Origin of the sequence: Labedella endophytica (assembly GCF_003990045.1) — a bacterium.
GTDB classification, from domain to species: domain Bacteria; phylum Actinomycetota; class Actinomycetes; order Actinomycetales; family Microbacteriaceae; genus Labedella; species Labedella endophytica.
Genome location: NZ_RZGZ01000001.1, coordinates 414997 through 428465 on the forward strand (window position 1 = coordinate 414997; position 13469 = coordinate 428465).

The 13469-nt window shown below is 70.8% G+C and carries 14 protein-coding genes; 11 read left to right on the plus strand and 3 right to left on the minus strand.

The genetic code is table 11. The features are described from left to right. Window positions 1-31: 31 nt before the first annotated feature. From ELQ94_RS02030 to ccsB, 5 genes are all read left to right on the plus strand, one after another. Entirely contained in the window at window positions 32-667 is a 636-nt protein-coding gene (locus tag ELQ94_RS02030) for a histidine phosphatase family protein (protein ID WP_127046649.1), read from the plus strand. After that, complete coding sequence (locus ELQ94_RS02035) at window positions 667-1284, plus strand: TlpA family protein disulfide reductase (protein WP_127046650.1); 618 nt, start codon at window positions 667-669, stop codon at window positions 1282-1284. The genes ELQ94_RS02030 and ELQ94_RS02035 overlap by 1 nt, the downstream gene beginning before the upstream one ends. Next, a complete protein-coding gene (locus ELQ94_RS02040; protein ID WP_127046653.1) occupies window positions 1281-2015 on the plus strand; it encodes a cytochrome c biogenesis CcdA family protein in 735 nt (244 codons plus the stop codon). The genes ELQ94_RS02035 and ELQ94_RS02040 overlap by 4 nt, the downstream gene beginning before the upstream one ends. A 67-nt stretch (window positions 2016-2082) precedes the next feature. Continuing rightward, window positions 2083-3786, plus strand: a complete 1704-nt coding sequence (gene resB / locus ELQ94_RS02045; protein WP_424976768.1) for a cytochrome c biogenesis protein ResB — start codon at window positions 2083-2085, stop codon at window positions 3784-3786. 107 nt (window positions 3787-3893) lie between these two features. Continuing rightward, window positions 3894-4859 (plus strand): c-type cytochrome biogenesis protein CcsB, encoded by a 966-nt coding sequence (ccsB, locus tag ELQ94_RS02050; protein WP_127047263.1) that lies wholly within the window; start codon window positions 3894-3896, stop codon window positions 4857-4859. A gap of 84 nt (window positions 4860-4943) precedes the next feature. Here ccsB and ELQ94_RS02055 read toward each other — a convergent pair whose 3' ends face one another. Both ELQ94_RS02055 and ELQ94_RS02060 read right to left on the minus strand, forming a co-directional pair. Next, complete coding sequence (locus tag ELQ94_RS02055; protein WP_127046655.1) at window positions 4944-5942, minus strand: o-succinylbenzoate synthase; 999 nt, start codon at window positions 5940-5942, stop codon at window positions 4944-4946. Beyond that, window positions 5939-6568, minus strand: a complete 630-nt coding sequence (locus ELQ94_RS02060) for a hypothetical protein (RefSeq protein ID WP_127046657.1) — start codon at window positions 6566-6568, stop codon at window positions 5939-5941. Before ELQ94_RS02060 ends, ELQ94_RS02055 begins: the two co-directional genes overlap by 4 nt. Between ELQ94_RS02060 and ELQ94_RS02065 the strand changes: the two genes are divergently transcribed. From ELQ94_RS02065 to ELQ94_RS02080, 4 genes are all read left to right on the plus strand, one after another. After that, window positions 6567-7370, plus strand: a complete 804-nt coding sequence (locus ELQ94_RS02065; RefSeq protein ID WP_127046659.1) for a hypothetical protein — start codon at window positions 6567-6569, stop codon at window positions 7368-7370. The two genes, ELQ94_RS02060 and ELQ94_RS02065, sit on opposite strands and share 2 nt — an antisense overlap. 44 nt (window positions 7371-7414) lie before the next feature. After that, window positions 7415-8320 (plus strand): 1,4-dihydroxy-2-naphthoyl-CoA synthase, encoded by a 906-nt coding sequence (locus tag ELQ94_RS02070; RefSeq protein ID WP_127046661.1) that lies wholly within the window; start codon window positions 7415-7417, stop codon window positions 8318-8320. Window positions 8321-8360: 40 nt separating this feature from the next. After that, the gene (locus ELQ94_RS02075; RefSeq protein WP_127046663.1) at window positions 8361-9578 is read left to right on the plus strand and encodes an AMP-binding protein; all 1218 of its coding nucleotides are present in this window, start codon (window positions 8361-8363) and stop codon (window positions 9576-9578) included. A 264-nt stretch (window positions 9579-9842) separates the two neighbouring features. Further along, window positions 9843-10808, plus strand: a complete 966-nt coding sequence (locus tag ELQ94_RS02080) for a 1,4-dihydroxy-2-naphthoate polyprenyltransferase (protein ID WP_127047265.1) — start codon at window positions 9843-9845, stop codon at window positions 10806-10808. A gap of 19 nt (window positions 10809-10827) precedes the next feature. On the opposite strand, the gene ELQ94_RS02085 is transcribed toward ELQ94_RS02080, so the two are convergent. After that, complete coding sequence (locus ELQ94_RS02085) at window positions 10828-11082, minus strand: DUF4229 domain-containing protein (protein ID WP_166404627.1); 255 nt, start codon at window positions 11080-11082, stop codon at window positions 10828-10830. Window positions 11083-11231: 149 nt separating this feature from the next. On the opposite strand from ELQ94_RS02085, the gene ELQ94_RS02090 reads away from it, so the two are divergent. Next, window positions 11232-11666, plus strand: a complete 435-nt coding sequence (locus ELQ94_RS02090) for a PLD nuclease N-terminal domain-containing protein (protein WP_127046667.1) — start codon at window positions 11232-11234, stop codon at window positions 11664-11666. Between the two features lie 9 nt (window positions 11667-11675). After that, the gene (gene menD / locus ELQ94_RS02095; protein ID WP_127046669.1) at window positions 11676-13442 is read left to right on the plus strand and encodes a 2-succinyl-5-enolpyruvyl-6-hydroxy-3-cyclohexene-1-carboxylic-acid synthase; all 1767 of its coding nucleotides are present in this window, start codon (window positions 11676-11678) and stop codon (window positions 13440-13442) included. The last annotated feature ends 27 nt before the right edge of the window (window positions 13443-13469 follow it).

The following is a 13469-nucleotide window of genomic DNA, read 5'->3' on the forward strand; positions in this document are numbered from 1 at the left end:
CGTCCAGGCGGGGCGAACGTACACTGGACGGGTGTCTGCCTCCCGGATCCACCTCGTCCGGCACGGCGAGGTCCACAACCCCTCGCGCGTGCTCTACGGACGCATCCCCGGATTCCGGCTCTCGACGCTCGGGGAGCGCATGGCCGGAGCCGCCGCCCTCGCCCTGCAGGACGAGCACGCGCCCGTCGCGCGCCTCATCGCCTCGCCCCTGCAGCGGACCCAGGAGTCGGCCGCGCCCGTAGCGAAGGCCTTCGGCCTCGAGGTCGAGACGGACGAGCGGCTCATCGAGCCCACGAACCACTTCGAGGGCCTCGTCATGAAGCGCGCCGTGCGCGACCCCCGCAATTGGTTCGCGCTGCGGAACCCCCGACTGCCGTCGTGGGGCGAGCGCTACACGTCGATCTCCTCCCGGATGATGGCCGCCGTCACAGACGCGTGGGACACGACGCCGGAGGGCGAGGTCGTGCTCGTGAGCCACCAGCTGCCGATCTGGATGGTGCACTCGACCGTCACCGGGACGCCGTTCCCCCATGACCCGCGGAAGCGCCGCTGCGCCCTGTCGAGCATCACGACGCTCGAACGGCGTGGGGACTCCTTCGTCGAGGTCGCCTACCGCGACCCGGCCGCCGGGCTCGCAACCGCCGCGACCGATGTGGGGGCCGTGTGATGCGCGCGACCGCACAGGGCACCCGGCGACGGCTCGGCCTCGCGGCTCTCGTCGCCGCCACTGCGCTCCTCCTCTCCGGGTGTGTCAACGACCCCCTCGCCGAGCAATACCGCGAAGGCGACAGCAAGGGATTCATCGCCGGCGATGGCAGTTGGACGGAGATCCCGCTCGCGGAGCGCGGCGATCCCATCGAGTTCGACGGCGTCGACCAGAACGGCGACCCGGTCTCCTCCGACGAATTCCTCGGCGAGGTCCTCGTCGTGAACTTCTGGTACGCGGCGTGCGCCCCCTGTCGTGCCGAGGCCCCCGATCTCGTCGACCTGAGTGCGCAGTACGACGGCGCCGGGGCGTCGTTCCTCGGTGTCAACGTGCGCGACCAGGCCGACACCGCCATCTCGTTCGACGAGACCTTCGGCATCGAGTACCCGTCCATCATCGACACGAACGACGGCGCCGTGAAGCTCGCGTTCTCGGGCGATGTGCCCCCGAACGCCGTCCCGACGACGATCGTCCTCGACACCGAGGGACGGGTCGCCGCGCGGATCGTGGGTCAGATCCGCGACGCGTCGATCCTCGACACCCTCATCCGCGACGCGATCGCCGAGACCGCGGAGTGAACCCGGGGGAGGTCATCACGAGCGGCTCGCTCCTCGTGGCCGTACCGCTCGCCATGCTCGCGGGACTCGTCTCGTTCGCCTCCCCGTGCGTGCTGCCGCTCGTCCCCGGTTACCTCGGGTACGTGGGCGGCTTCCAGGGCGACGGCGCGCGCGACCGCCGACGGCTCGTGCTCGGAGCGTCCCTCTTCGTGCTCGGTTTCGCGGTGGTCTTCGTGCTCTACGGGGCCGCGTTCGGCGCGATCGGCGCCTGGTTCGTGCAGTGGGAGAGCGTCATCACGCGCGTGCTCGGCGTGGTCGTGATCCTCATGGGGCTCGTCTTCATCGGCCGGTTCGGTGCGTTCCAACGCACCGCGAAGCTCGCCTGGCTGCCCGCCACCGGTCTCGGGGGCGCACCGCTCCTCGGAGCCGTGTTCGCGATCGGGTGGACGCCCTGCATCGGCCCGACGCTCTCGGCCGTGCTCTCGATGGGCTTCTCGGGCGGGACCGCCTGGCAGGGCGCGATCCTGGCCTTCGGTTACTGCCTCGGTCTCGGCATCCCCTTCATCCTCATCGCGCTCGGCCTCGGCTGGGCCACGCGATCCGTGACCTTCCTCCGTACGCACATCCGTGCGGTCAACATCGTCGGCGGCGTCATGCTCATCGTCGTCGGGATCCTCATGGTGTCCGGTCTCTGGACACTGCTCATGTACCAGCTCCAGGGGGTGATGACCGGCTTTGACCTCGTCATCTGACCGTCGTCCCGACAAGAAGCCCGATCGCCCCACCCGGTCCCCGGGATCCCGCGGTCCGTCCGACCGTATCGACGACCCGAACGCGCGACCCGAGCTCGAGGGCGAGACCCCCGAGACGGGCGGCGCCCCCGAGGCTGCCGCCTCCGGGGACGGTCCCGTCTCACCCCGACTCGGCGTGGTCGGGTACCTGCGTTTCTTCTGGCGCCAGCTCACGAGCATGCGGACCGCGATCCTGCTGCTCCTGCTGCTCGCGATCGCCGCGATCCCCGGCTCCCTCGTGCCGCAACGATCGAGCGATCCGAACGGCGTCACCCAGTACTTCGCCGACAACCCCGACGTCGCCCCGATCCTCGACAGTCTCAAGCTCTTCGACGTCTACAGCTCTCCGTGGTTCTCGGCCGTCTACATCCTGCTGTTCATCTCCCTCATCGGGTGCATCATCCCGCGCACGAAGCACCACTTCGACGCGATGCGAGCACGGCCCCCGCGCACCCCCGCCCGTCTCTCGCGCCTCACCGACCACCGCGAGGAGACCTACGCCGACACCGATGTCGACACGGCGCTCGCCGAGGCTCGCACGATCCTCTCGAAGTCGGGCTACCGCGTCGAGGACTACGACCAGCGCGGGGTGCGGTCGCTCTCCGCCGAGCGCGGGTATCTCCGCGAGACAGGCAACCTCGTCTTCCACGCCTCGCTCGTGGGTGTCCTCGTCGCCGTGGGCATCGGTGGCGGCTTCGGCTACGCCGGTCAGCGCGTCGTCGTGGAGGGCCAGTCCTTCGTGAACTCGGCCATCGACTACGACTCCATCAACCCGGGGCGCTTCTTCGACGAGGAGAGCCTGTCGCCGTACGCGCTGTCCCTCGACGCCCTCGACGTGACGTACGAGACGTCGAACATCGCCGCCTACGGTCAGCCGATCGACTTCACGGCCCACGTCACGACGACGACGCCGGATGGGAACTCGACCGCTCAGCAGATCAAGGTCAACTCCCCGCTGCGCTTCCAGGGAACGGACGTGTTCCTGCTGGGGAACGGCTACGCGCCCACGATCACCGTGCGCGACCCCGACGGTTCCGTCGTCTTCACGGACTCTGTCCCGTTCCTGCCGCAGGACGCCAACCTCACCTCGATCGGGGTCGTGAAGGTGCCCGACGGTCTCGCGAAGCAGGTGGGCCTCGTCGGCTTCTTCTACCCGACGGCCCAGCCGCTCGGTGACGGAGCGTTCACGTCGAACTACCCCGACCTCGTGCTCCCGATCCTGTCGCTCAACGTCTATACGGGCGACCTCGGCATCGACGACGGCGTGCCCCGGTCCGTCTACACGCTCGCGACCGACGACATGACGCAGATCGCCGGTCGGGATGCGGACGTCGCGGCGATCCAGCTCCAGCCCGGCGAGACGGCTCAGCTGCCCGACGGCCTCGGTTCGATCGAGTTCGGGAACGCGAATCCGGACGCCGCCTCCGGTGACTACTCCGGGTCGGTGCCGCGCTTCGCCTCCCTCGACATCCACAGCGACCCGAGCCAGCTGTGGGTGCTCCTCTTCGCCGTGCTCGTCGTGGCGGGGCTGCTCACGTCCCTGATGGTTCCGCGTCGACGCGTCTGGGTGGCCGTGCACTCCGTGGAGCCGGCCGGAGCCGACGGCGCCACGTCGGGCGGTGTTCGCGTGGAGTACGCCGGCCTTGCTCGCGGCGAGGACCCTCGTCTCGGCGAGGCGATCGAATCGCTCGCCTATCGCCACGGGACCGCGCTCGGCGTCGAGCGTCTCTGAGCGACGATCCGGCGGAGGGATAGGCCCGTCAGGGGTGCCCGGTCAGGCCCTCTCCGTTCAGGATCGACAGGTAGTCTGAGCGGGTGAATCTCAACGACTTCTCCGTGATGGCGCTGTGGACGGCGCTCGCGCTCTACGCGCTCGCCTTCATCGCCTTCACGTTCGATCTTGCTCGCCGGAGCAGCGAGGTGCGCCAGAGCGCGGAGGCCGCCGTGCCGAGCGCCGTCGAGCGTGGGGGCGCCGCGGGGTCCGCCGGGTCGCGCACGCTCACCGTCGATCGGCCCGCGGCTGCGGGTGGCGCACGCGTCAGCGCCTCGAGGTCGCCGTCGCTGCGCGTCGGCGTCGCGCTCACGGCGCTCGGCTTCGTCGTGCACCTGGCCGCCACGATCACACGCGGGATCGCCGCGGAGCGTGTGCCGTGGGCCAACATGTACGAGTTCGCGATGACGGGCACGCTGCTCATCATCTCCGTGTTCCTCATCGTGCTGACGCGCGAGGACCTCCGCTTCCTCGGCACCTTCGTGACCGGACTCGTCGTCGTCCTGCTCGGCATCTCGTGGAACTTCTACGTCGAGATCGCCCCGCTGCCGCCGGCGCTCCAGTCGGCGTGGCTCGTCGTACACGTGTTCGTCGCGAGCCTCGGGACGGCGTTCCTCGCCCTCGGATTCGCTCTCTCGGTGGTGCAACTCATCCAGAGCCGGCAGGAGAGCCTCAAGCTCGAACTCTCCGCGCTGAGACTGCGGTTCCTCGCGACGCTGCCTGCATCGGACCGCCTCGAGAACATGGCGTACCGCGTCAACATCATCGGCTTCATCTTCTGGACGTTCACCCTCATCGCCGGTGCCGTGTGGGCCGAGAGTGCGTGGGGTCGCTACTGGGGGTGGGACACCAAGGAGGTCTGGACCTTCATCATCTGGGTGATCTACGCCGGGTACATCCACGCGCGCGCCACCCGCGGCTGGCGGGGCACGCGATCGGCCTGGCTGTCGATCATCGGCTTCGCCGCCGTGCTGTTCAACTTCGGCATCGTCAACGTCTTCTTCAAGGGACTGCACGCCTACTCCGGCCTCTGATCCGTCCCTCTCTCCCCCCTAAAAACTTCGTATGTGCTCGAAATTTCGAGCACATACGAAGTTTTTAGGAGGGGGAGGCGAGGGCTAGAGGAGGGGGAGGGTGCGCGTGATGCGCTCGCGCCACCATGCAGTGCGCTCGGGGGAGGCGGCGTAACGCTCGAGCATCTCGGGAGAGAGCGTGACGTCGCGCACGGGGATCTCCCCGTCGACCGGGAGGAGCGGGTCGTCCGTCACGTCCGCGGCGAGGAGCGCGGCCGTCCCGAGCCCGCAATCGAACTCGAGCTCCGGCACCGCGGCGGCGAGGCGGGCACCCATCGACAGCCCGACGGACGTGTCGAGCGCGCTCGAGACCACGACGGGCAGGCCGCTCGCCTCGAGGATGCCGAGTGCCCGCGCGACGCCTCCGAGCGGCTGGGCCTTCACCACGAGCACGTCGGCGGCACCGGCGCGCGCCACGGCCAGCGGGTCCTCCGCCTTGCGCACGCTCTCGTCCGCGGCGATCGGGACGTCCATCCAGTGGATGCGGCGCCGCAGCTCCACGAGCTCCTCCACGCTCGCGCAGGGCTGCTCGACGTATTCGAGATCGAACGGAGCCAGCTCGCGGATGGCATGCTCCGCCTCGTCGACGTTCCAGCCGCCGTTGGCGTCGACGCGGATCCGACCGGCGGGTCCGAGGAGCCGGCGCACCTCGGCGACGCGCTCGACGTCATCCGCTCGCGTCTGCGACGGCTCCGCGACCTTCACCTTCGCCGTGCGACAGCCGGGAAACCGCGCGAGCACGCCGACCACGTCCGCCGCGGGAACGGCCGGCACGGTCGCATTCACCCGGATCGAGTGACGCCGCGACTCCGGCTGATCCGACCAGCCGAAGTCGATCGCCGCACGTAGCCACGCGGCGGCCTCCTCGTCGCCGTACTCGACGAAGGGGGAGAACTCGGTAGCGCGGAGGGGAGCGTCGAAGACCACGGCCTCGCGCACCGTGATGCCGCGGAACCGGGTCGTGAGAGGGAGGCTCACGACGGCGGCGCGCTCGAGCAGTTCGTCGAGGTCGGGCTTCGTCGCGGGCTCCGTCGGGGAGGTCATCGCCCCAGTCTGGCACCGGGTGCGCGATCCGTCCCCGGAAAGCCCCCGTCGGACCTCGTCCGGTGCGACAATCGGGTCATGCCCACCGACACGAACGTGCCAGCCGACGACGGCGCGTCCGGCTCCGGAACGACGCCGGAGCCCACATGGTGGGAGACGATCAGCGCGGCCTCCATGCCGGCAGGGGCATGGACCCCGGACACCCCCTCGTCGATGCGTCTCACGGCGCCCACGAGCTCGGGGTGGATGCCCCCGCCCTCCTCGTTCCACAGCCTCGCCCACGGTTCGTCGCTGCCGATGGCGGGCGCGGAACCCGGCGAGGCGATGAAGGCCGCGGCCGCTGCAGCGGCCACGGTGGCGGGCGACGCGATCCAGGCGGCGCAGAGCGCGGCCGACGCGACCCTCGCGACCCCTCCGACGACACCGACCCCTCCGGCGACACCGACCTCAACGACACCGGGCTCAACGACATCGGCCTCAACGAGACCGGGCTCAACGACATCGGGCTCAACGACACCGGCCTCAACGACACCGGCCTCAACGACAGCGGCCTCAACGAGACCGGCCTCGGCGACGTCGGCCGTTGCAGCGTCTGCCGCCGAGGCAGCCGCGTCGGCACGGGCCATGACGGATGAGACGACCCGGGGCGCGCGGTCCGCCGTGGCCGTCGATCCCGCGACCCTGGCGTCCGTCCGCGAGGCCGTCGCCGACGGCGACCGCGAGCGGACCGAGGCGCTCGTCGCCGCGGAGCGACGGCGAATGCGTGATGCGCTGTCGCAGGTGTCGCAGGTGTCGCAGGTGTCGCAGGTGTCGCAGGTGTCGCAGTCGGCGGGCGCGAGCGTGCCGTCCGCTCGACAGGCGATCCGCCCGGGAGCCGTTCCGTCCGGCGTCGCGGCGGCCCCGACGAGCATCGCGGGCTCGACGAACATCGCGGGCTCGACGAACATCGCGGCATGGCCCGCGTCCGGTCCGGCCGTGCGACCATACGACGCCGGGGTCATCAGATCGGCCGTCACCGGCGCGATCGACGATCGGAGCGCACCGGTTCGCCGTGCCGTCGAGGAACCCCTCGCGCAGCTGCGCGCCACCGCGTCGGACGTGGTGAGCCCGCAGCGCGAGGCGTCCACTCGACGCCAGTCCGGGATCGTCATCGGCATCGCGATCGTGCTCGGTGTCCTCATGGCCTTCCTCGTGCTGGGAGCCGACTTCGACGCCGGTCCGTCGGAGACCGCCGGGTTCGCGATCGGCATCCTCTTCACCGCGATCGCGCAAGTGATCGTGCTGGTCTGGGCCATCGTGCTCGTCATCCTCTGGCGGGTTCGGAGGATCCCGAAGACGGGATGGCGTCCCGGGCGGGCCATCTGGATCACGCTCCTCCTCTCGCCCGTGCCGCTCCTCGTCCTCCAGACCTCCCTGGAATCGATGTAACGCTCCGTGGAAACGGGAGCCGAGGCGCCGAATACGATGGGGGCATGAGCGTCTCCGAGTTGTTCGACGAGTCCGAGTGGATCGAGGCCCCCGGCTTCTCCGAGCTCGAGGACATCACTTACCACCACACGAACGACGGCCGCGTCGCCCGCGTCGCATTCGACCGGCCGGAGGTCCGCAACGCCTTCCGCCCGCGCACGGTCGACGAGCTCGCTCGTGTGCTCGACGACGCGCGCCAGAATCCTCGGATCGGTGTCGTCCTGCTCACAGGCAACGGGCCGAGCCCGAAGGACGGTGGGTGGGCCTTCTGCTCGGGCGGCGATCAGCGCATCCGCGGACGCGACGGCTACCGCTACGCCGACGGCGACACCGCCGAGACGGTGGAACCCGCGCGATCGGGCCGGCTCCACATCCTCGAGGTCCAGCGCCTCATCCGCTTCATGCCGAAGGTCGTCATCGCGGTGGTCCCCGGGTGGGCTGCCGGGGGCGGACACTCGCTCCATGTGGTCTGCGACCTCACGATCGCGAGCATCGAGCACGGGAAGTTCAAGCAGACCGACGCCGACGTCGGTTCCTTCGACGCCGGGTACGGCAGCGCCTACTTCGCGCGCCAGGTGGGCCAGAAGTTCGCTCGCGAGGTCTTCTTCCTCGCCGAGGAGTATTCGGCGGAACGGGCCCTCGCCACGGGCGCGATCAACGCGGCGGTGCCGCACGCGGAGCTCGAGTCGACGGCGCTGTCCTGGGCCCGCACGATCCTCGGGAAGTCCCCGACGGCCATCCGCATGCTCAAGTTCGCGTTCAACGCCGTCGACGACGGACTCGTGGGCCAGCAGGTGTTCGCGGGAGAGGCCACCCGGCTCGCCTACGGAACGGACGAGGCCGTCGAGGGGCGCGACGCATTCCTCGAGAAGCGCGAACCGGACTGGGCCCCCTACCCATGGCAGTACTGACGGCGCTCCGGTCACAGGTCGGGCCCACGGTCGGACGCTGATGCGACCCCTCGTCCGTGTCGATTCCGCCGATCCCCTCCGGCTCCGCGACGCCCTCGCGAGTGCGCTCGACGGTACCGGACCGGCGGTCCAGCCGGTCGACGAGGGTGCGGCTCCGTTGTCCGTCTCCTCCCTCTCCCCACTGGGAGAGGCCGGCATCGAGGAGGTGCCGGACGACGTCGCCGTCGTGCTCGCGACATCGGGATCGAGCGGCTACCCGAAGCGTGTCGCGCTCTCGTCCTCGGCACTGCTCGCGAGCGCGGGCGCGACGGAGGCGGCGCTCGGCGGTCCGGGCCGCTGGGTGCTCGCGATGCCCGCCCACTACGTGGCGGGTGTGCAGGTGCTCGTGCGTTCGATCGTCGCGGGCACCGATCCGGTTCCCCTGTCCGGCGGGCGGTTCTCCGCTGACGCCTTCGTCGACGCGGCCCGCACCGCGCGTGACGGCGGCATCCGCTCGTATTCGGCGCTCGTGCCCGCGCAGGTGTCTCGGCTCCTCGAGCATTCGGCAGGAAGGTCCGCGATGGCCTCGATCGACGCTGTGATCGTGGGGGGCCAGGCCGTGCCCATGTCGCTGCGGGAACGTGCCGCCGAGGCCGGTGTGCGTCTCATCCGCACCTACGGCTCGAGTGAGACGGCCGGCGGGTGCGTCTACGACGGGCGTTCCCTCGACGGCGTCGACGTGCGCATCGTGGGCGGACAGATCGAGATCGGCGGCGCGACGCTCGCGGCCGGGTACCTCGACGACGCCGAGCGCACCGCCACGGCCTTCCACGAGGTGGACGGACGTCGGTGGTTCCGCACCGGAGACGCCGGGACGATGCGCGACGGGGTGCTCGAGGTGCTCGGCCGGCTCGACAACGTCGTCGTGTCCGGCGGCGTCAACGTCTCCCTCGACCGCGTCGAATCGGTCGTGCGTGACCGCGCCGGCTTCGGGGAGGCGGTGGTCGTCGGTGTGCCCGACGATCGGTGGGGTGCCGTACCGGTCGTGGTCGTCGGGGGGACCTCCGACCGCGGGGACGACGCACGCACGACCGCGACCACGGCGTTCGACGCCCTCCGCGCCGCCGTGGCCGAGCAGCTCGGGGTCGCCGCGCGACCGGCCCGACTCGTCGTCCTCGACGCCCTCCCGCTCCTCGCGACCGGCAAACCGGACCGCCGCGCGATCGCCGACTTCGCGACGTCGCGAACGGGCGCCGAACGGCGTCCCGCGGACGGGTGAGGGGGCTTCCCCGCCGTACGCCCTAGAATCTGATGCGACACGAAAGGTCGGCACGTGGCTGCGAAACAACAGAGACTCGACCCGGCGGGATCGCTCGGGGGCGGCGCATCGTCGACGGCGAAGGGCACCTCCGACTCCGGGGCCTCGCCGAAGAAGGCGCAGGGCTCGGGTACGAAGAAGGGCGCGGCGACGCCGAGCCGGACCCAACAGGAGCGCGCTGCGAAGCAGCGCTCCCTCGAGTCGAAGTCGGGCGCCGCTCGCCGGATCGCCGAGGCGAGCACCGCTGCGGGATCGCGCACCCCCAAGGGCAAGAGCGGCAATCCCGCCGCGCGCCGGCTCCAGGAGATCCGTCCGGCGACGTTCGGCGACTGGGTGGGCGGGGCGCGCGTGCGCACGCTGCCCATGGCCGCTGCCCCCGTCCTCATCGGCACCGGCGCCGCGATCTTCGCCGCGGGTCCCGGCGAGTACCACTGGGTGCGCGCGCTCCTGTGCCTCCTCACAGCGATGTCGCTGCAGATCGCCGTGAACTACGCGAACGACTACTCGGACGGTGTACGCGGAACGGACGCCGTGCGCGTCGGTCCGTCGCGCCTCGTCGGCTCCGGTCGAGCGAGCGCTCGCGCCGTCCTCACCGTGGCCTTCGTCTTCTTCGGCATCGCCGCGGTCGCCGGCATCGTGCTCACGGTGCTCACGCAGTACTGGTGGTTGCTCCTCGTCGGAGCCGCGTGCATCGCCGCCGCCTGGTTCTACACGGGAGGCAAGCGCCCGTACGGGTACTACGCGCTCGGCGAGGTCTTCGTCTTCCTCTTCTTCGGTCTGGTCGCCACGCTCGGCACGATGTTCGTGCAGGTCGGAACGCTCAGCCAGGAGGCGTGGTTCGGCGCGGCAGGAGCCGGGCTCATCGCGTGCGCGGCCATCCTCGTGAACAACCTCCGCGATCGCGACCAGGACCGGCTCGTGGGCAAGCGCACCCTCAGCGTGCTCATCGGATCGACGCCGTCACGCGTGCTCTTCATCGTGCTGCTGCTCGTACCGTTCCTGCTGGCCTCATGGGTCGCGTTCCTGTACCCCGAGCTGTGGTTCTCGCTGTTCGCTCTCCTCGCCGCGCTGCCGGCGTGCGTCATCGTGGCAACGGCCAGTCAGCCGCGCGAGCTCATCATCGCGCTGCGGCTCGTCGGTATCACCCAGTTGCTCTACGGCCTCGCCTGGTTCTGGGCGCTCGCGTTCTGATCGGCTGAGCGGGGCGCGGTCAGGAGACCGCGTCCTCGGCGTCCTCGTCGGGCGTCTCGGCCGGGCGGTCGCCGTGGCGGCGTGAGTAGATCCCCGCGGCGACCTTCTCGCGAGACGAGCGCAGCACGATGAAGGACAGCGCCATGCCGATGAGCGCGGAGAGCACGGCGGCTATCCACGGCTCGATTCCGAGGGCGAGCAGGATGCCGAGCGGGACGAAGAACGCGATCAGCCGGAGGACCGTGTAGACGAGGACGGGGGGCACGCGATTCACGCGGGCCAGTCTACGTCCGGTCGCCTGTGAGCCCGGCTCCGTGCCGGATCCCGATCTCGCATCGCGATGTCGGGAACCGACTCCGGCCCACGTGTCAACCGTGGACAGGTGGACGGACGACGTCCAGTTTCGGCGGTTACCATGAGATCATGCCCCGCCTGCTCCTCGGACTCGCCATCGTCGTCGTGATGGTCACCATCTACGCCGTGGTCGATTGCGCGATGATGTCGGCGTCTCGCGTCCGCGGCCTGCCGAAGGTCGCGTGGATCGCGATCATCATCCTCCTGCCGGTCATCGGACTCGTGCTCTGGTTCCTCATCGGCCGTGGCCGGAAGAACCCGGTCGTGGCATCAGGGCCGCGGGCGCCGGACGACGACCCCGACTTCCTCGTCAGCCTCGGCCGTGACGCCGAGCAGGACGAGCGCATCCGCAAGCTCGAGGAAGAGCTCGCCTCCCTCGATTCCGAGTCGACATCGTCGAACGGACCCGTCGCCGGTCACCCCGACACGATCTCCGACACCCTCCCCGACGACCCCGCCGACCGCGAAGCCGACCACCAGGACGGCGATCCGCGCGACCGGTAGAGTCGCCGCATGACCGACGGCCGCACGACTTCCCCCGATCAGCCGAGATCACCGGAGGACGAGACTCCGGCACCGTCCACCGCGTTCTCCGCAGCGCTGCTCGACGGCCTCGTGCGCCGCGGGGTGCGCGACATCGTCGTCTGCCCGGGATCCCGTTCGCAGGCCCTCGCCCTCGCTGCCGCCGCATTCGAACGGGCGGGAGCGATCGCCCTCCACGTGCGGATCGATGAACGGGCCGCCGGCTTCTTCGCGCTCGGCCTCGCCGTCGAGACCCGACGTCCCGTCGCCCTCGTGGTCACCTCCGGAACGGCCGTCGCGAACCTGCACCCCGCCGTGCTCGAGGCGCACCACTCGCTCGTGCCGCTCATCTTGCTCACCGCCGATCGACCCGAGGAACTGCGCGGCATACGCTCGAACCAGACCACCGTGCAGCCCGGCATCTTCGGGGGTTCCACCCGCTTCGCCGTGGACGTGGCCGCGCCGACGGGGCTACGGAGCGAGGCGCGCGCCGCCGCGGAGCTCGCGGACAACGCGGTCTCCTTCGCGGCCGGCCGCGGTGAGGCCGGCGCGGGCCCTGTCCACCTCAACCTCGCGTTCCGCGAGCCGTTGTCCTCCCCCTTCGTGCACGTCTCGCACCAGCTCGTCGACGCGCTGACGGACGACGACGGTCTCGTGACCCCGCCGTCGGCGTCCGCCACAGCGGTGTACCGGCCGTCGATCCTCCTCGACCGCGACAAGCGCACCGTCGTGATCGCCGGTCACGCCGCCGGCCCCGCCGCGGAGGCGCTCGCGCACGCGGGCGGGTGGCCGCTCGTCGCCGAGGTGTCGAGCGACGCCCGGTACGGACGGAACCTCGTCGTCCCGTACCGCCGACTCCTCGCCGAGGCCGAGCTCGGTGGGCGCATCGAGCGCGCCGTGGTGTTCGGGCATCCGACCCTGAGCCGCGAGATCCCCGCCCTGCTGTCGCGCGAGGGCGTCGACGTGACCGTCGTGGCGCCGACCGGCGGCGAGGTCTACAACCCGGGCCGCCGGGCCGTGCGCGTCGTCTCGTCCGTCGCGGTCGTGGAGGGGCCCATCGACCGGGCGTGGTTGGGAGCCTGGGTCACCGCATCCCGAGCGATCACCGAGGCCGAGTCGCGTGACGCCGCCCCGGATCTCGAGGCCGCGAAGTCACACGACCGCGCGGAGCGGCTCGCCTATGTGAAGGCCGAGTTCTCCGCGGTGCGCCAGCCGGTCGACCGTCGACTGCTCGTCGAGGCGGTGTGGCGGGCGACCTGGCCCCACGACCGGCTCGTCCTCGGTGCCTCCCGGCTGATCCGCGAGGCCGACGCCTCGGTCGGAGGCAAGAAGATCCGCGTGCATGCGAATCGGGGCCTCGCGGGCATCGACGGCACCATCTCCACGGGACTCGGCATCGCGACCGCGAGCCAGCGCACCGGCACTCCCGGTGTGACTCGGGTGCTCGTCGGCGACCTCACGGCGCTCCACGACATCGGGGGCATGCTCCTCGCCGCCGGTGAACAGGTGCCGCGGCTGCAGCTCGTGGTGGGTGACGACGGCGGCGGAACGATCTTCGACGGTCTCGAGGTGGCGTCGACCGCGCGTGAGGACGACATCGAACGCGTGCTCTACACGCCGCGAACGGTCGACATGGCCGCTCTCGCCCGCGGATTCGGCTGGCAGCACGTCCGGGCGACGACGCGCGCGGAGCTCGACCAGGCGCTCACCGCGCAGACCACGGAGCCGACCCTCATCGAGGTCCCGCTCGAGCGCTGATCACACGTGGGAGGGGTGTCGCGCGGA